This is a genomic window from Geodermatophilus sp. DF01-2 (genome assembly GCF_004571065.1).
Classification (GTDB): domain Bacteria; phylum Actinomycetota; class Actinomycetes; order Mycobacteriales; family Geodermatophilaceae; genus Geodermatophilus.
This window is the reverse complement of the sequence record NZ_SPQN01000007.1, coordinates 25,960-43,178: the sequence shown is the minus strand read 5'-3', so window position 1 is coordinate 43,178 and position 17,219 is coordinate 25,960. Positions and strand designations below refer to the sequence as shown.

17 protein-coding genes and 2 pseudogenes are annotated in these 17,219 nt (G+C 73.0%); 5 read left to right on the top strand and 14 right to left on the bottom strand.

The window, feature by feature from the left end; all coding sequences use genetic code 11:
* Nucleotides 1–55 precede the first annotated feature (55 nt).
* The 3 genes from E4P41_RS03990 (at nucleotide 56) to E4P41_RS03980 (ending at nucleotide 3,380) form a co-directional block, all read left to right on the top strand.
* The gene (locus tag E4P41_RS03990) at nucleotides 56–514 is read left to right on the top strand and encodes a universal stress protein (protein ID WP_135139578.1); all 459 of its coding nucleotides are present in this window, start codon (nucleotides 56–58) and stop codon (nucleotides 512–514) included.
* Nucleotides 511–1,617 (top strand): adenylate/guanylate cyclase domain-containing protein, encoded by a 1,107-nt coding sequence (locus E4P41_RS03985; RefSeq protein ID WP_245177090.1) that lies wholly within the window; start codon nucleotides 511–513, stop codon nucleotides 1,615–1,617. Before E4P41_RS03990 ends, E4P41_RS03985 begins: the two co-directional genes overlap by 4 nt.
* 125 nt (nucleotides 1,618–1,742) lie before the next feature.
* A complete protein-coding gene (locus E4P41_RS03980; RefSeq protein WP_135139577.1) occupies nucleotides 1,743–3,380 on the top strand; it encodes an ABC-F family ATP-binding cassette domain-containing protein in 1,638 nt (545 codons plus the stop codon).
* Nucleotides 3,381–3,411: 31 nt separating this feature from the next.
* Here E4P41_RS03980 and E4P41_RS03975 read toward each other — a convergent pair whose 3' ends face one another.
* From E4P41_RS03975 to E4P41_RS03950, 6 genes are all read right to left on the bottom strand, one after another.
* Nucleotides 3,412–3,819, bottom strand: a complete 408-nt coding sequence (locus tag E4P41_RS03975; protein WP_135139576.1) for a VOC family protein — start codon at nucleotides 3,817–3,819, stop codon at nucleotides 3,412–3,414.
* A 62-nt stretch (nucleotides 3,820–3,881) separates the two neighbouring features.
* Nucleotides 3,882–4,430: a GNAT family N-acetyltransferase gene (locus E4P41_RS03970; protein ID WP_135139575.1), complete on the bottom strand. Its 549-nt coding sequence runs from the start codon at nucleotides 4,428–4,430 to the stop codon at nucleotides 3,882–3,884.
* 1 nt (nucleotide 4,431) lies between these two features.
* The gene (locus E4P41_RS03965) at nucleotides 4,432–5,553 is read right to left on the bottom strand and encodes an alpha/beta fold hydrolase (RefSeq protein WP_135139574.1); all 1,122 of its coding nucleotides are present in this window, start codon (nucleotides 5,551–5,553) and stop codon (nucleotides 4,432–4,434) included.
* Nucleotides 5,474–5,860 (bottom strand): hypothetical protein, encoded by a 387-nt coding sequence (locus tag E4P41_RS03960; protein ID WP_135139573.1) that lies wholly within the window; start codon nucleotides 5,858–5,860, stop codon nucleotides 5,474–5,476. The genes E4P41_RS03965 and E4P41_RS03960 overlap by 80 nt, the downstream gene beginning before the upstream one ends.
* A gap of 84 nt (nucleotides 5,861–5,944) precedes the next feature.
* Complete coding sequence (locus E4P41_RS03955; RefSeq protein WP_135139572.1) at nucleotides 5,945–7,159, bottom strand: acyl-CoA dehydrogenase family protein; 1,215 nt, start codon at nucleotides 7,157–7,159, stop codon at nucleotides 5,945–5,947.
* The gene (locus E4P41_RS03950; RefSeq protein ID WP_135139571.1) at nucleotides 7,156–8,655 is read right to left on the bottom strand and encodes a long-chain fatty acid--CoA ligase; all 1,500 of its coding nucleotides are present in this window, start codon (nucleotides 8,653–8,655) and stop codon (nucleotides 7,156–7,158) included. Before E4P41_RS03950 ends, E4P41_RS03955 begins: the two co-directional genes overlap by 4 nt.
* Nucleotides 8,656–8,801: 146 nt before the next feature.
* Between E4P41_RS03950 and E4P41_RS03945 the strand changes: the two genes are divergently transcribed.
* Nucleotides 8,802–9,572: an SDR family oxidoreductase gene (locus E4P41_RS03945; RefSeq protein ID WP_209307531.1), complete on the top strand. Its 771-nt coding sequence runs from the start codon at nucleotides 8,802–8,804 to the stop codon at nucleotides 9,570–9,572.
* A gap of 112 nt (nucleotides 9,573–9,684) precedes the next feature.
* On the opposite strand, the gene E4P41_RS03940 is transcribed toward E4P41_RS03945, so the two are convergent.
* From E4P41_RS03940 to E4P41_RS03905, 8 genes and pseudogenes are all read right to left on the bottom strand, one after another.
* Complete coding sequence (locus E4P41_RS03940) at nucleotides 9,685–10,581, bottom strand: alpha/beta hydrolase (protein WP_245177089.1); 897 nt, start codon at nucleotides 10,579–10,581, stop codon at nucleotides 9,685–9,687.
* Between the two features lie 574 nt (nucleotides 10,582–11,155).
* A pseudogene (locus E4P41_RS23005) lies at nucleotides 11,156–11,395 on the bottom strand (transposase); the annotation flags it as partial.
* Nucleotides 11,392–11,502, bottom strand: coding sequence for a transposase (locus E4P41_RS23000; RefSeq protein ID WP_245177088.1), 111 nt, complete (start codon nucleotides 11,500–11,502; stop codon nucleotides 11,392–11,394). The pseudogene E4P41_RS23005 and the gene E4P41_RS23000, both read right to left, overlap by 4 nt.
* A gap of 49 nt (nucleotides 11,503–11,551) precedes the next feature.
* Nucleotides 11,552–12,200: pseudogene (locus tag E4P41_RS03930) on the bottom strand (IS1634 family transposase); the annotation flags it as partial.
* 412 nt (nucleotides 12,201–12,612) lie between these two features.
* On the bottom strand, nucleotides 12,613–13,935 hold the full coding sequence (locus E4P41_RS22575; protein WP_209307529.1) for a hypothetical protein: 1,323 nt from the start codon (nucleotides 13,933–13,935) through the stop codon (nucleotides 12,613–12,615).
* Entirely contained in the window at nucleotides 13,932–14,612 is a 681-nt protein-coding gene (locus tag E4P41_RS03915; protein ID WP_135139569.1) for an ATP-binding cassette domain-containing protein, read from the bottom strand. The genes E4P41_RS22575 and E4P41_RS03915 overlap by 4 nt, the downstream gene beginning before the upstream one ends.
* A complete protein-coding gene (locus tag E4P41_RS03910) occupies nucleotides 14,609–15,160 on the bottom strand; it encodes a PadR family transcriptional regulator (RefSeq protein ID WP_135139568.1) in 552 nt (183 codons plus the stop codon). The genes E4P41_RS03915 and E4P41_RS03910 overlap by 4 nt, the downstream gene beginning before the upstream one ends.
* 195 nt (nucleotides 15,161–15,355) lie before the next feature.
* A complete protein-coding gene (locus E4P41_RS03905; protein ID WP_135139567.1) occupies nucleotides 15,356–16,000 on the bottom strand; it encodes an HNH endonuclease signature motif containing protein in 645 nt (214 codons plus the stop codon).
* 274 nt (nucleotides 16,001–16,274) lie between these two features.
* On the opposite strand from E4P41_RS03905, the gene E4P41_RS03900 reads away from it, so the two are divergent.
* On the top strand, nucleotides 16,275–17,177 hold the full coding sequence (locus E4P41_RS03900; RefSeq protein WP_135139566.1) for an IS5 family transposase: 903 nt from the start codon (nucleotides 16,275–16,277) through the stop codon (nucleotides 17,175–17,177).
* Nucleotides 17,178–17,219 lie beyond the last annotated feature (42 nt).

Below are 17,219 nucleotides of genomic sequence, written 5' to 3'. Positions count from 1 at the left end.
GGGGAAGCCGCGGCAACCGTCCGAGGCGGCCCGGAGCGCGAGCGAGGAGGTGTCCGTGAGCGCCTACCGCAGGGTGGTCGTGGGGGCCGACGGGTCGGAGTCCTCCCTCCGGGCGGTCCGCCGTGCCGGGGCTCTCGCGGGGGCCTGCGGCGCCCAGTTGGTCATCGTCTGCGCCTACCTGCCGTCCCGCGCCGACGACCGGGAGGTGCGCCGGGCGCGAGACGTCCTCGGTGAGGACGCGCACCAGGTCGTCGGGTCCGCGCCGGCAGAGGACGCCGTGCGCACCGCGGCCGGGGAGGCGACCGCCGCCGGCGCCGTCGACGTCGCGCAGGTCGCCGTCGTCGGCTCGCCGGTCGAGACGCTGCTCGACGTCGTCGCCCGCGAGCAGGCCGACCTGCTCGTGGTCGGCAACCGCGGGCTCAGCAGCCTCAAGGGGCGGCTGCTCGGCTCGGTCCCCGCCGACGTGACCCGCCGCTCGTCGGTCGACGTGCTGGTCGTCCACACCACGGGTTGACACCGCTGCCCGACGACACCGGGGACCCAGCCGCCGTCGCGGGCGCCGACGCCGCCCGCGAGGCGCTGTTGCGCCTGCTCCTGGACGGCCCGCGGAAGTTCACCCGCCTGCAGGTCGCCGCGATGGCCGGCATGCCGCCGGAGCGCACCAAGCGGCTCTGGCGAGCACTCGGCTTCCCCGACGCCGCCGACGACGACCGCGTCTTCACCGACGCCGACGTCCGCGCGTTGCTGCTGCTCTCGGCGCTGATCGACTCCGGCTTCGTCGATCCGGGCACCGAGGCCTCCATCGCCCGCGCCATGGGCCAGTCGCTGTCCCGGCTGGCCGACTGGCAGACCGACCTGCTCGCCGACGCGCTCGCCCGGGCGGGAGAGGACGCCGGCCCGCGGGGGGTCCGGCCCGAGGAGGCGGTGGCCGCCGCCCGCAGGTTGTTCCCCCTGCTGCGGCAGGTGCAGGACTACGTGTGGCGTCGGCACCTGGCCGCCAACGCCGACCGGCTGCTCACCCCCGCGGGCAGCGCCGACCGGCGCGAACTCGCCGTCGGCTTCGCCGACCTGGTCGGCTACACCACCCGCAGCCGCGGCATGGGCGGGCGGGAGCTCGGCGCGATGGTCGAGGACTTCGAGAGCATCGCCAGCGGAGTCATCGCCCGCCACCACGGCCGGGTGGTCAAGACGGTCGGGGACGGCATCCTCTACACCGCCGCCTCCGCGATCGACGCCGTCGAGATCGGGCTGGAGCTGCCCGAGGCCTGGCAGGCCGAGGACCGCCCGCCGCTCCGGGTCGGCGCCGCCTACGGCACGGTGCTCACCCACCTCGGCGACGTGTACTCACCGGTGGTGAACCTGGCCAGCCGGCTCACCTCGATCGCCCGCCCGGGGACCCTGCTGGTCGACCGCGACCTGGTCCGCCGGCTGCGCGGGCTGCCGCGCTACCGGGTGCGGCCGCTGCGCCGGGTCTCGGTGCGCGGCTACGACGACCTGCAGCCCTGGCTGGTGCGGCGCCGGCCGGCGGGCGAGGCCGACCTCGCGCTGGAGACCATGCTCGACGAGATGGCCGACGACGTCCTCGAGGAGGACGACGGGGAGGACGCGGCGGGCTGATGATGAGACGGCCGGCCCCGCCGGATGCCCGTTGACCATCGTCCGTGTGCACGTCCTCCCGGCGTGTCGCCCGTGGTGTCGTGCAGCCAGACGATGATCAACTCCGTTATGGGGAGGATGGGGCCGTGAGTGCCACGCTCGTCGCCCGCGGCCTGGCCGCCGGTCACGGTGCCCGCGTCCTCTTCTCCGACCTCGACCTCGTCGTCGCCCCCGGCGACGTCGTCGGGCTGGTCGGGGTCAACGGCGCGGGCAAGTCCACCCTGCTGCGCACGCTGGCCGGGGAGCTGTCGGCCGAGTCGGGGAGCGTGGCCGTCAGCCCGCCGACGGCGACCCTCGGGTACCTGCCGCAGGAGCACGAGCGCCGGACGGGGGAGACGGTGCGCCAGGCCTTGGCCCGCCGGACCGGCGTGGCCGCGGCCCAGGCCGCGCTCGACGCCGCCACCGAGGCGCTGACCGCGGGCGTGGACGGCGCCGACGACGCCTACGCCGCGGCGCTGGAGCGCTGGCTGTCCCTCGGCGGGGCCGACCTCGACGAGCGTGCCGAGCAGGTCGTCGCCGAGGTGGCCACCGGCGTGCCGCTCGACGCCGCCGTGATCGGGCTCTCCGGCGGCCAGGCCGCCCGGGTGGGGCTGGCCGGGCTGCTGCTGTCGCGCTACGACGTCCTGCTGCTCGACGAGCCCACCAACGACCTGGACCTGGCCGGGCTCGAGCAGCTGGAGCGCTTCGTCGCCGGCGCCCGTGGCGGCATCGTCGTCGTCAGCCACGACCGGGAGTTCCTCGCCCGCACGGTCACCCGCGTGGTGGAGCTCGACCTGGCCCAGCAGCTGGTGCGGGTGCACGACGGCGGCTACGAGGCCTACCTGGTCGAGCGCGAGGTCGCCCGCCGGCACGCCCGCGAGGAGTACGAGGAGTACGCCGGGACGAAGGCCGACCTGGAGGCGCGGGCGCGCACGCAGCGCAACTGGATGGACAAGGGGCTGCGCAACGCCGTCCGCAAGCAGACCGACCCGGACAAGCACATCAAGAGCTTCCGGCGGCAGAGCTCCGAGAAGCAGGCGGCCAAAGCGCGGCAGACCGAGCGCCGGATCGAGCGGCTGGAGGTGGTCGAGGAGCCGCGCAAGGAGTGGGAGCTGCGGATGGAGATCGCCGCCGCGCCGCGGGCGGGCGCGGTCGTCGCCACCCTCGCCGGTGCGGTCGTGCGCCGCGGCGGCTTCACCCTGGGCCCGGTCGACCTGCAGGTGGACTGGGGGGACCGGGTGGCGATCACCGGCCCCAACGGCAGCGGGAAGTCCACGTTGCTGGCGGCCCTGCTCGGCCGGGTGCCCCTGGACGAGGGCCGCGGCGGCCTGGGCCCGTCGGTGCGGGTCGGCGAGATCGACCAGGCCCGCAGGGCGTTCCTGGGCTCGGAACCGCTGCTGGACGCCTTCTCCGCGGAGGTGCCCGACCGGGCCACGGCCGACGTGCGCACCCTGCTGGCCAAGTTCGGGCTGACCGCCGAGCACGTGCTGCGCCCGGCCGACACGCTCTCGCCGGGCGAGCGGACCCGGGCCGGGCTGGCGCTGCTGCAGGCCCGCGGGGTCAACGTGCTCGTGCTCGACGAGCCGACCAACCACCTCGACCTGCCCGCCATCGAGCAGCTCGAGCAGGCGCTGGCCGGCTACCGCGGCACGCTGCTGCTGGTCACCCACGACCGGCGGATGCTGGCCGCGGTCGACACCACCCGCCGGCTCGCCGTCGCGGACGGCCGGGTCACCGAGGCCTGATCGGTGGCGACGGCCGACCGCGGTGGCGCGACTACGAGGCGGGTGGCTCCTCGACAACGACGACGTGGTTGCCGTCCGGGTCGCGCAGCATGAACATCAGCGGGGCGCCCGGGGTCCGCATCGGTTCGGGGTCGAGGTCGATGCCGCCGATGGCACGGAGGCGCGCGTGCTCGCCCAGGACGTCCGGCGTCTCGACACCGATCGAGCCGCCACCGGGCCGGCCGCCCATCGGGGGGTTGAGCGCCAGCCGCGCCCGCGAACCGGGCGGGGCCACTTCCAGCCAGCGCATCTCGTCGTGCTCGCCGAAGCGGGTGTCGCCACGCACCTCGAAGCCGAGCTTCCCGGTGTAGAAGGCGAGCGCCGCGTCCTGGTCGGCAACCGTGAACATGGCCACGCCGATGTTCGAGATGGTCGTGGGCGTTCGTTCGGACTCACTCATGCCGTGGGGACTGGATGAGCGAGCCGAACTCATCGGCTCCGGCCGCCGCGGTGGCGGCGCGGTCAGGAGGAGTCCCCGAGCGCCTCGTCGAGCCCGACCGCGCTCATGCCGGCCCAGGTCTCGCCGACGCGGTGGGCCAGCACCATGAGGTCGCGCAGCTCGCCGTCCCGATCACGGATGTGGTCCACCAGCAGTGCCTCGCCGGTGAAGCCGAGGCCGGTGAACAGTGCCAGCGCAGCGCCCTGCTCGGCGACGACCTCGACGACCAGCTTGGTCAGGCCCCCCTCCAGTGCCTGCACCATCGCGTGCCGCGCCAGCTCCCCGCCCAGCCCGGAGCCGCGGCCGGCGGGGGACACGACCAGCCGCACCTCGCCCACGTGGTCCGACCAGCCGGGCAGCCGGAGGACGGCGACGTACCCGGTGACCGCGCCGTCCCCGTCGAGCGCCACCCAGCGGCGGGTGCCGGACGTGCCATCGGCGGCCCAGCCACGCACCACGTCGGGGTCGGTGACGTCCTCCCGGATGAAGGTGCGGTCGCCCTCGGGGAGGTCGCCGAAGAAGCGCAGCAGTGCGTCGCAGTGGGCGTCGGTCAGTTCGACGACATCGGCCATCTCAGGCCTCCTCGGCGGCGTCGGCGCCCAGCGGATCGCTGCGGCGGCGGATGAAGTCGATGATCGTCGGCACCGTCGTGCGGGCCGCCGTCCGGCCGACCACCAGGCCCATGTGCCCGGCCGGCAGCCGCAGCTCGTGCTTGTCCGGCGAGCCGACCAGGTCGATCAGCGGCGCGGTCGCGTCGGGCGGGACGATGTGGTCGCGGTCGGCCCGCACGGTGAGGAACGGCACCCGGATGTCGGACAGGTGCACGCGGTCGCCGCCCACCGTCAGCCGGTCGGTGACCATCCCGTTGTCGCGCACCAGCATCCGCACCGTCTCCTCCGCAGCGGCCCCGGGGAAGGGCACGTGGTCGTCCGCCCAGCCGGTCATCGCCTGGTAGCCGGCGACGTACTCGTCGTTCCAGAGGCGTTCCCACAGCGTCACGTAGCGGGTCACCTCCGCGGTGGGGGTCAGCGCGCGGAACCCCTGGACGACGACCCGCGGCGGCACGTTGCCGTCGGCGTCGAGCACCGAGGCGACGTCCAGCCCGCCGACCCGGAACAGGTCGGCCAGTGGACCCATGTGCCGGAAGTCCACCGGGGTGGCCAGCACGGTGAGGCTGCGCATCGGCGCGTCGGGGTGGTGCGAGGCGTAGAGCAGGGAGAGGTCACCGCCGAAGCAGTAGCCGAACAGGTTGACCTCGTCGGCGCCGGAGATCTCCAGCACCCGCTGCACGCCGGCGGGGATGTAGTCGTCGACGTAGTCCTCGAGCGTGTTGGCCGCGTCCCGCTCGTCGGGCTCGCCCCAGTCCAGCATGTACACGTCGAACCCGGCTTCGAGCAGCTGCTCCACGAAGCTGTTGCCCGGCGTCAGGTCGAGGATGTAGCTGCGGCTGACCAGGCTGAACACGATGAGCAACGGCGGTGAGTACCGCACCCCGCCGTAGGTGTCGGGGTCGTTGCGGTAGTGCCATAGCTGGGTACGCCCCCGTCGCCAGACGACGTCCTTGGGCGTCTGGCCGACGTTCGGCCGGTCGACGCCGCTGACCAGCTTCAGGCCGTTACGGGCGCGCAGGGCGTTGCGTTCGACGTCGCGCCGGACGCGGTCGAGGACCGTCTGCGGGCTCGGGATGGGCGGCATCGTTCTCCTCGGTGCTACGTCGTCTCTCGGTCTCCAGCTGAAGGGTCAGCCGGCGGACCTCGCGGTCCAGCGCGCCGACCTGCGCCCGCAACCGGCTGACGTCGGTCCCGGCCGGCAGGTTGAGCAGGTGCCAGGCCCGGGTGGTCAGGCCGCGGGCGGAGTGGCGGGCCAGCGTGACCACCCGGCTGGTCAGGGCGGCACCGACGGCGAAGGTCTCGGTGCGGACGAACTCCTCGGCGTGCGGGGTCACGCGCCGCTCGACGGCGTCGAAGGCCTGCCGCCACAGCGGCGGGCTCGGGTCGGCCATGGGTCTCCCTCGGCTCGGGTGGGGGCGGCCCCGTCCCGGATCCCGGCCCGAGCGTGCGAGGGCTGGGGAGGACGGGGTCCTTTCTCAGGTGAAGGCGCTGACCCCGGTGATGTCTCGGCCGACGATCAGGGTCTGCACCGTCTCCGTCCCCTCGAAGGTGTGGATGGCCTCGATGTCGGCCATGTGCCGGATGACGTGGTTCTGCAGCAGGATCCCGTTGCCGCCCAGCAGGTCGCGGGCCTCGGCGAGGATTTCGCGAGCGGTCCGGGTGTTGTGCATCTTGGCCAGCCCGGCGACCGTGGGGGACAGCCGCCCGGCCTCGGCCAGGCGCCCGATCTGCATGCAGTACAGCTGCATCCCGGTCAGTGCGGCCAGCATCCGCACCAGCCGTTCCTGCACGATCTGGAAGCTCACCAGCGGTTTGCCGAACTGCCGGCGCTCGCGGGCGTAGGCCAGGGCGGTCTCGTACCCGGCCGTGGCGTGCCCTAGCGCCATCCACGCGCAGGCGCTGCGGGTGGTGGCCAGCACCCGGCCGGTGTCGGCGAACCCGTGCGCCTCCTGCAGCCGGTTCTCCTCGGGCACCCGGACGCCGTGCAGCTCGATGTCGGCCTGCCAGACCGCGCGCAGCGACACCTTCCCGGTGATCACCGACGCCTCGTAGCCGTCGGCCGGCGTCTCGACGACGAAGCCCTTGACCTGGCCGTCGGCGACGTCCCGCGCCCAGACGACCACGAGGTCGGCCAGGGTGCCGTTGCCGATCCAGCGCTTGGCGCCGTCCAGCACCCAGGTGTCGCCCTCCCGGCGGGCCGTCGTCTCCAGCGCGACGGAGTCCGAGCCGTGCTGCGGTTCGGTGAGCGCGAAGGCGCCGATCTTGTCGAGGGTCGACATGGGCGGCAGCCAGCGGGCCTTCTGCTCCTCCGAGCCGCACATGTCGATCGACTGCATCGCCAGGCCGGCGTGCACGCCGAGGAAGGTGCCGAGGCTGCCGTCGCCGCGGTGCAGCTCCATGTGCACCAGCCCGGCGGCCATCGGGCTCATCTCCGCCGACCCGTAGCCCTTGATGCTCTCACCGACGATGCCGAGCTCGGGCAGCCGGCGGATCAGCGGCCACGGGACCTCGGCCCGCTCCCAGTAGTCCCCGGCGACCGGCAGCACCTCCCGGTCGACGAAGCGGCGCACGGCGATGAACTTCTCCCACTGCTCCTCGGTGAACTGCTCCCTGACCGAGAAGAAGTCGGTGCCCAGCGCCTCGCCCAGATGGGACGTGTCCAGTTGCTGCGTCGCATTCTGGGATGTCATCGTGCGACCTCCGCGGGGACCTCGACGGCGCGGCGCAGGATCTTGCCGGTCGGCCCCTTGGGCAGGGAGTCGACCAGCCAGACGTGCCGCGGGTACTTGTAGGCGGCCACCCGCTCCTTGACCCAGGCCTGCAGCTCGCCGGGGTCGGCCTGGGTGCCCGGCTTGAGCGCGACGGCCGCGGCGACCTCCTCGCCGAGATCGGGGTGGGGGACGCCGACGCAGGCGGCCTCGGCGACCGCGGGGTGCTCGTAGAGCGCCTCCTCGATCTCCCGCGGGTACACGTTGTAGCCGCCGCGGATGATCATCTCCTTCTTGCGGTCGACGATCGCGTAGTAGCCGTCGGCGTCCCGGCGGGCGAGGTCCCCGGTGCGGAACCAGCCGTCGGGGATGGCCTTCGCCGTCTCCTCCGGTTTGCCCCAGTAGCCCTTCATGACGTTCTGGCCCCGGATGGCGATCTCGCCGACCTCGCCCTCGGGCACGTCGCGGCCCTCGTCGTCCACCAGCCGCATCTCCACGCCCGGGATCGGGGTGCCGATCGTGCCGGGCTTGCGTTCGGCGTGCAGCTGGTTGAAGGAGGCCACGGGAGAGGTCTCGGAGAGCCCGTACCCCTCGAGGATGATGCAGCCGAAGGCCTCCTCGAACGCCCGCATCACCTCGACCGGCATCGCCGACCCGCCCGAGACGCACAGCCGCAGGCTGGATACGTCGTAGCGGTCCCGGTCGGGGGTGTGCAGCATCCCGGCGAACATCGTGGGCACGCCCTCGAAGATCGTGACCCGGTCGCGCTGGACGATCTCCAGCGCCTTGGCCCCGTCGAAGCGGGGCAGCAGGGTGAGGCAGGAGCCGGCGAGCACGCTGGCGTTGAGCCCGCAGGTCAGCCCGAAGACGTGGAACAGCGGCAGGCAACCCATGATCACGTCGTCCGGGGTGGCCTCGACCAGCTCGCTCCCGCCGTCGCGGGCGTTGCTGCGCAGGTTGGCGTGGGTCAGCTCGGCGCCCTTCGGTGGGCCGGTGGTCCCCGAGGTGTAGAGGATGACCGCCGCGTCCCGGTCGTCCCGCGGTTCGGCGTCCCGGCTGCCGGACCCGCCGAGGGCCTCCCCGGGGTCCACCGGTCCGACGGCGACCGCGTCGACGCCCACGGCGGCCGCCGCCTCGGTGGCCGCGTCGGCGATCGAGTCGAGCGCCACCACCAGCCGGGCGCCGGAGTCGCGCAGGTAGTACTCGACCTCACGTGCCTTGAGCAGCGGGTTCATCGGGACGACGGCGGCGCCGGCCATCAGCGTGCCGTAGAAGACGACCGGGAAGCTGACGACGTTCGGCAGGACCATCCCCACCCGGTCACCGGGCTGCACGCCCCGGTCGCGGAGGCCGGCCGCCACCCCGGCGGCGGCCTCGTGGAACCGGTCGTAGTCGAGGACGGCCTCGTCCATGCGCAGCGCCGGCCGGTCGCCGTGCTGCGCCGCAGTGTCGAGCAGGTGCTGTGCGAGGTTGGCCACGGGTCCTCCCACGGGCTCGGGACGGAAACCGGCACGTACCCGTCCGTCGTGTGGCCAACCCCACGTCCCGGCGGGTCGCGGAGTGGCGCGCGCGCGGCGCGGGGGACAGGCTCGGGGCCCCAAGGACGACGACGGCGGGAGTACACGTGGCAGACAGGACGGTCCTCGACATGTTCCGGCTCGACGGCCGGGTGGCGATCGTGACAGGAGCCTCCTCGGGGCTGGGTGCCGTGTTCGCCCGTGCCCTCGCCGAGGCCGGGGCCGACGTCGCGCTCGGCGCCCGCCGGGAGGACCGCCTGGCCGGCACCCGCGCCGCGGTCGAGGCCGCCGGACGGCGGGCCATCACCGTGCGCACCGACGTCTCGCGGCCCGAGGACTGCCAGGCGCTCGTGGACGCCACGGTGGCCGAGTTCGGGAAGGTCGACGTCCTGGTGAACAACGCCGGGGTCGGCACCGCCGTGCCGGCCACCCGGGAGACCCCGGAGCAGTTCCGCCAGGTCATCGACGTCAACCTCAACGGTTGCTACTGGATGGCGCAGGCCTGCGGCCGGGTGATGAAGCCGGGCAGCTCGATCGTCAACATCTCCAGCATCCTGGGGCTGACCACCGCCGGGCTGCCCCAGGCGGCCTACGCGGCGAGCAAGGCCGGGCTGATCGGGCTCACCCGCGACCTGGCCCAGCAGTGGACCGGGCGCAAGGGGATCCGGGTCAACGCGCTGGCTCCCGGTTTCTTCGCCTCGGAGATGACCGACCAGTACCCCGAGGGCTACCTGGACCAGCAGATGGAGCGGGTGCTCGTGGGCCGGGCCGGGGACCCCATGGAGCTGGCCGCGGCGCTCGTCTTCCTGGTCGGCGACGCCGGCGGCTACGTCACCGGGACGACGATCCCGGTCGAGGGCGGGATGCTGACCAGCTGAGCGGTCACCGACGGGCGCCCGTCAGTGGCATCGCCGGCCGTTCTCGCGCTCTGTCGGTCCGGCCCCGCCCGCAGCGCGCGGGATGGGCCGGCGATGCCCCGGCCGTCGGCGGTCAGCCGGCCCGCTCCACCCGCTCGACGAGCGCGGCGATGCGGTCCGTCAGCTCCGGCCACACACCCCGCGGCAGGTCGTGGCCCATGCCCTCGACCACCATCAGCTCGGCGTCGGGGATGGCGGCTGCGGTCGCCCGCCCGCCGCTCACGTCGACCAAGGGGTCCTGTGCGCCGTGGATCACGAGGGTCGGTGCCGTGATCTCGCCCAGGTGCTGGGTGCGGTCGTGGGTGGTGAGGATCGCGGCAAGCTGTCGGGCAACCCCTGCCGGGTTGTATCGCCGGTCGAAGGACAGGCCCGCGCGTTGCCGGACCGACTCCTCGTCGAACTCGAACCCCGGCGAGCCGATGACCCGGTAGGTGTCCACGGTCCGCTGGATCGCGCTCTCCCGGTCGGTGGCCGGCGGAGCGAGCAGCACGCCCATCGCGGCCTCCGCCGGCGCTCCGACGGCGGGGTCGCCGGTGGTCGACATGATCGAGGTGAGGCTGCGGACCCTCTCCGGGTGCCGGATGGCGAGCAGCTGGGCGACCATCCCGCCCATCGAGGCGCCGACGACGTGCGCGCTGCCGATGCCGAGGGCGTCGAGCAGGCCGGCGGTGTCCTCGGCGAGGTCGGCCAGCGCGTAGGGCACCCCGGACCGGTTCCCGGCGAGGACGGCCATGACGTCGGGTGCTCCGGCCTCGTCCAGGTGCGTCGAGAGGCCGATGTCGCGGTTGTCGAACCGGACCACGTACAGGCCGCGGGCGGCCAGGCCGGCGCAGAAGTCGTCGGGCCAGCCGACCATCTGGGTGGCCAGGCCCATCACCAGCAGCAGCGGTGGGTTCCCGGCGTCGCCGAACGTCTCGTAGGCGAGCTCGATGTCGCCGACCCGTGCCTTCTCGATGCCCGTGTCCGTCATGAGTTCGGACGCTAACCGACGCATGCGTGACGCCGGTCACCGGTGCGGACCGCCGGGCCTTCCCCGACCCGTCGCTCCGCACGTCCCGGCTCGCACCGCGGCCACCCGGTGGCCGCCGCGTCGTCCCGTCCGCGGGACCGGGCCTCGGGCCGGAACGAGACGACCCGCACCGCCCGGGTCGGGCAGTGCGGGTCGGGAAACAGGCAGCTCTGGTGCCCCCGGCAGGATTCGAACCTGCGCACCCGCCTCCGGAGGGCGATTCGGCTGGTTCGCTGACCTGCGGTCAAGTGTCCAACTCCGCAGTTGACCTGCAGTTATGTCGTTGGCCACTGACGGGTGAGAGCGGCCATCTTCGGACGCTTTGCGGACTTCTTGCGGACTCCGCGCGGACCAAGATCGTGCGACGTCGGTTCGTCGATCGCCGTCGGGCGACGAGGACCCCGCCTTATCGCGTTCGACCCAAGCGTCTGTTGCGCGTGTTCCCGCAGGGATGGTGCATGGCGACTCACCGGTCGGCGCCAGCAGTGCGGCCGTGGTGGCGGTTATGTCCGCTGCGCGGTGGATCGGGGACGGTAGCGCGCTTGGCGTAGCGGGTGGCCAGGGCGCGGAACTTCTTGAGCCGGTTGAAGCAGCGCTCGACGACGTTGCGCTGCTTATACCGGTCGCGGTCGAACTTCGGCGGTCGCCCACCGGCCGACCCCCGCGTACGCCGGTGCGCCCGCTGGTGGCGCTTCTCCGGGATCGAGTGGGCGATACCGCGACGGCGCAGCGCCCGGCGGGTGGAGGGGTGGCAGTAGGCCTTGTCAGCGATCAGGTGATCTTGCGCAGCCGCTCGTGCGCGGTTTTCCACGGCCCATGGCGTTCGGGCAGGTCACGCCACGGCACGCCGGTCTTGGCCTGCCACAGGATCGCGTTGATCACCTGCCGGTGATCGCGCCAGCGCCCGCCCCGGCGACAGGCCGGTGGCAGCAGTGCTGGTCTCGGCCTTGTTGCCCTCGAACGCGGTCACCATCAGCGGGAAGCCGGTGGCGTCGGTGAGCAGCCCGATGGTGATCTGCGGCTCCAGCCGCCGTTCCTTGGAGAACCCGGGCTTGCGGAACTCATCGGCGGTGTCGGTCTCGAAGTACAGCGTGGACACGTCGTAGAGCACCAGCGACGCCGGCCCCAGCGCCGCGTGCGCCGCGCAGGCCTTGGCCAGGGCGGCGGCGAACTCGGCGGTGGCGTAGCCGGGCAGGCGGCGGCCCAGCGTCGGGTACGACGGGCCCGGCACGCCGACCTCGGCCAGCACCCGCAGGCTGTCGGCCTTGGACGTGGGCTCGATGATCCGGGCGCACACCAGCGCCCGGAACACCTCGTCGGCGCCGGCCACCTGGTCGAACCCGACCGCGTCGTAGGCCCGCGACAGCGCATCCCACAGGTGCGCGGCCTGGGACCCGACGATGGGCAACGGCCCGCTCGAGGAAACGTCCTCCTCGAGCCCGAGGTCGAGCTCGGTCTGCCCGCCGGCCAACCGCTGCCGAGCCGCGGGCGCGCAGCGCCTCCACTTCGGCCTCGTCGTGCCCGGAGCCGATGTGCTCGATTCGCCGCGCCCCCCGCCGGGAGGACCACACGATCTGCACCGCGGTGGCGCCGGACGCCGTCCTCACGGTGCGCACGTAGGCCACCGGCCGACCCTACGGTCACCGATTAGTGCGCAGATCCACGCACCTCGGACGACAAAACCGCAGGTCTCAGGCCCGCACCCCATCAAGATCGCGCTTCTTGATAGAAGTCAGGTCTCAGGCGTCGCCGGGCGTCCCGCAGGGGCCAGGTCGGGCCCAGATAGTCAGCTCATCCACGCCGCGCCCTCACCGGCGCCGTCTGGCGGCCGAGGATTGGCAAGCGGCGCCGACGTTCGTGCCACCGTGCCCCGATGGTTGCGTCGTGGACGCGGGCGCCGGAGGGTTCGCCAGGACTGTGCGGCCTCCTCGGCGAGTTGTCGTGCGGCGGTGACGGTGGCCGGTTCGGTGGGATCGCCGGGGTCTGCGCGCATCATGCGACCCGCAGTGCGGCCGGGTCGGCCGCGCGCATGATCCGTGGGCGGAGTATCCGGGTCACCAGGCTGGTCAGGCCCCGGATCAGGAGAAGCGCGACCGTCGTAGCGATCAGCGCGGTGCCGATTCCGAGGGGGGAGCCGCCCAATGCCGGGTAGCCGACTCCGCCCAGCAGCAGGCCGGCGGCCATGGGACCCACGGTCACCACCTCGAGGCGGCGGCGCTGCACCCGTTCGAGCGCGGCCGGTTCGGCTCCGAGTGCGGCGGTGGACGCCAGTGCCCGACTGGTTGTCACCAGGTCGTCGGTGGCGGCGAGTGTCATGGCGGTCACGGCGACCAGGACGGCGAGCGTGCCGGCCAGGATGGTCAGCAGCACGCCGGGCAGTGCGTCGGAGAAGGAGTGTTGCGGTGCCAGGGTGATGCCGAGCAGCGCCGCGGCGATGCCCAGCGTCAGCCCGGCGATCAAGACGGTCCCGGCCGTGCGTCCGGCGGTGCCGGCGAGCGCGCGGAGGCCCCCGGCAGCGAGCAGATCGACCGGCCGGCCGGTCCGGCTGAGCCGCTTTGCTCTCGACGTGGCCCAGATCGACCCGGTGGACAGCAGGGCCAGCAGCAGCACCGTGACGGCGACGCACATCGAGACGGTCCGGAGGACGGGGGTGTCTAGTGGTTCCCGGAGCGCCAGCCAGACCGCGGCGGCGCCGACCGCGACCCCGGTCAGGCGGGTCCAGGGGAGGACCGGGCGGCGGGTTCGGGGCGTTGCCGAGCGGGCGCCGGCGGCGGCTGCGAGGAGTGCGGTGAACAGGGCGATGGCGGACCAGGTCAGGGCGTCGACCGGGGACAGGTCCGGGAGCAGACGGACGCGCGTTGGGGCGGCGGGTCCCAGCACCAGCCAGAGGAGCAGGTAGACCGGCCCGGCCAGCAGCCCACCGAGCAGACCGGCCACCGCCGGCTCCAGCGCAGCCACCCGGCGCAGGTCGGCCGGTGTCGCGCCGGCCAGCTGCAGTCCGCGCTGAATCGCTGCCCGGCGCGCGCTGCCGGTGGTGACGGCCTGCCAGGTCAGGGCCAGCGCCGGGACCACCAGCAGCAGGATGCCGGTGATCACGCCGGGCTTGAGTCCGCCGTGGATGACCAGCTCGGAGAACCGCGGATCGTAGGAGGCGCCGGTGGTCGGTGTCGGCTCAGCGGAGGGCACTCGCAGGACCGCGAGGGCGGCGAGCAGCAGTCCCCCCGCCGTGGCAGAGCCGGCGGCAATCAGCCGGGTGCGGGTGCGGCCGGTCGCGGTCTTCGGCCGGGCGAGCAGCCAGGCGGTCGAGATCTTCACGACAGCGCCACCTCATGCGCGATGGCCCCGCCGCGCAGCCGGACTTCCCGGTCGGCCCGCGCGGCGACGGCGTTGTCGTGACTGACCAGCAGGACCGACCCACCGGCCTGGATGGTGGTACCGATGAGCAGGTCGAGCAGTGCCCGGCCCGACGTCTGGTCCAGGCTGGCCGTCGGCTCGTCGGCGAGCAGCAGCGGCGGTCCGGCGATCAGCGCCCGGGCGGCGGCCGCCAGCTGCGCCTGCCCGCCGGACAGCTGCGAGGGCAACGCGGTGTGGTCGACGTCGAGCCCGACCCGTCCTAGCCATCCGGCGGCGGCCGCCCGCGCCTCGGCCGGGGCGTGACCGTCCAGCAGCAGCGGCAGGGCGACGTTGTCCAGCACCGGCAGGTCGGGAACGAGCTGACCGAATTGGAGTAGCAGACCCACCGACCGTCTGCGGATCCGCGCTCGTTCGGCATCGTCGACACCGCCCAGGTCGGTGCCCGCCACGACCACCCGTCCGGTCTGCGTTCGCATCACTCCGGCGGCGAGCATCACCAGCGTGGACTTGCCGCAGCCGCTCGGGCCGGTGACGGCGACGACCTCACCGGGAGCGACCGACAGTGTCACGTCCCGCAGCGCCTGGGTGCGGCCGTAGGAGTGGCTGACGCCAGACAGTGCGAGCGTGGCCTGGTTCATGTGTCGTTCTCCTGAGAGTCGGTACGGGCGGGCTGGCCGCCGGCGGTGACCGGCAGTAGGTCGGTGGCGAGGTCGAGCCAGCGGAGGTCGGCGTCCAGGTGTGCGATCAGGTGCTCACGGACCAGCCGCTCCGCCGGTCCAGCCCCCGGCGGCGTCTGCTGCAGCTCACGCATCCGGCGCAGGTGCGCCGCGCGCTGCCGACCGACGAAGCCCTGGACGTCGATGCCGGTGTGCAATGCGGCGATCGCCTTGCGGACGATCTCCTCAGCACCGGCTCCGGTCGGTGCTGCCGGCTCGGCTAGCCACGCGTGCAGCCGCTGGGCCCCCTCGGCGGTGAGCGCGTAGACAGTCCGCTCCGGGCCGCCGTCGACCCGCGTCTCCACCACCTCGGCCAAGCCGTCCCGCTGCAGGCGGCCCAGGGTGGCGTAGACCTGCCCGAACGGCAGCGGGCGGCTGTCCGGAAACCATGCGTCGTGCGCCTGCTTGATGTCGTACCCGTGCCGGGGAGCACCCACGAGGAGCGCCAGGTGCAGTTCCGTCAACGACATGCCCGCTGTCTACACCATGAGTACACACCAAGTGAATAGTCGTCTCGGTCGTGTCGCGCCGGCGAGGCCCGGAAGTACCAGGACAGACGCCGGTCCAAGTAGCGCCCTGGGAGGCAATCGCCCTCGGATCACGACAACCACGACGCCTCGGTGCGTGAATCCCGAGCCGGTCGCAGGTCGTGACGCCCACCGGCCTTACCGGCCCCGGTCGTCGCTGCTCGCGGGCTCGATGATCACCGGACGGCCGTCGGGCGCGAATTCCACGCGGCCGAGGTACTCGGTCGGTAGGGCGGACGACCACCACGCGCGGATGCGCTCCAGCAGTTGTGGCTGCAGGTCGTTCCAGCCTACGTCGTCGTCGCAGGCACGTGCCGGTGACCGGGCCTCGACGCGGACGACGAACGCTGACCGGACGGCCAGCTGGTCCGGCGACATCGGGCCCAGGCGCACGGCTGTCTTGGCCCGGTTGCAGGGCCCGCACAGGCCCTGCAAGTTCTCGCGGGCGCCGCTGGGCCCATCCACGTGATCGATCTCGGTGGCTGGGCGCCGGCCGCAGGCCGCGCACATCCCGCCTGCAGCGGTGAGTACTCGTGCCCGCAGGACCGGGCTGATTCGCCTCGCTGTCTCGTCATAGCCGCCAGCAACCAGGTGGGCGAGGCGGACTCTGAGCGCGTGGGCCACCAGCGGGTCGGTGTGGCGCCTATCGCGCCGGCAGGCGCGGAAGTAGCGGACGTCCTTGGCGAAAGACCGGCAGTAGCTCCCGCAGAACAGCCGGGCGTGCCCGGATGCGAGATCCAAGAACGCGTCGCAGTTCGCGCACCGCCCAACGGTGCACTGCACGGAGTCAGCGCGGTACGGCGCCGCGTGCGACGCAGCGCTCGCCGAGCGACCTTAGCGGCGCACGAAACAGGACGCGCGGCGACGTGTGCGCCTGCCCATGGCCGTCGCCACGCGTGCCGATGTGATACGCATGGCGACGGGCCCACCGACCCTAAGAGACTGTCCTGTAATCGATCCGCTGCGATGAGTGATGACCCAGCGCGGGTGAGGGCGGTCTCGTGCGCGGTCGGCGTGGCACCTGGAAGCGGAGGTCGTCCCCGCCACGGTGCGTTGTGTGACCAAGCGCGCCAGCGGCGGGGACGACGCCGCACGAGACTATCCCTCCAGCATCACCGACGAGCTGTGGTCGGTGCTCGAGCCGCTGTTCCCGACCCATGATCCGCACCGGGCCGGCCGGCCCCGGGTGTATGACAACCGGCTGGTCCTGAACGCGATCTTCTACGTGCTGCGCACCGGCTGCCAGTGGCGGATGGTGCCGCACGACCTGGCGCCGTGGTCGACGGCCTACCGCTGGTACCGCACCTGGGAAGCCGACGGCACCTGGGACGCGGTGCACGACCAGCCGCGCGCGCAGGTCAGGATGGCCGCCGGACGAGATCCGAACCCCACGGCCGGAGTGCTCGACGCCCAGTCGGTCAAGAGCAGCGAGGGCGGCGAGGCCCGCGGATTCGACGCGGGCAAGAAGACCACCGGCCGCAAGCGGCACATCGTGGTCGACACCCTCGGTCTACTGCTGGTGGTGATGGTCACCGCGGCCAGCGTGCAAGACCGCGCCGGCGGCAAGGCGATCCTGCAACGGCTGGCCGACCGCTTTCCCACGATCGCGCTGGTTTGGGCCGACGGCGGCTACGCCAACCGCGTCGACGCGGGCCTGCTGGACTGGGCCAGGGACAAGTTGCGCCTGCTGGTCGCGATCGTGAAGCGCAACGACGCGGTCAAGGGCTTCCAGGTGCTGGCCCGCCGCTGGGTGGTCGAGCGCACCTTCGGCTGGCTGGTCCGCAATCGGCGGCTGGCCCGCGACTACGAGCGGCTGACCACCACCTCGGAGACGATGGTCAAGACCGCCATGATCCGACTCATGGCCACCCGGCTGGCCGGCCAGAACGTCGCCTGGAGCAACGCCACCGAACGCCAAGCCCACCGCCGCCTGACCATCGAAGGCCGACTGGCGGCGTGAGCGATCAATTACAAGACAGTCTCTAAGCCGTCGTGCTAGTCC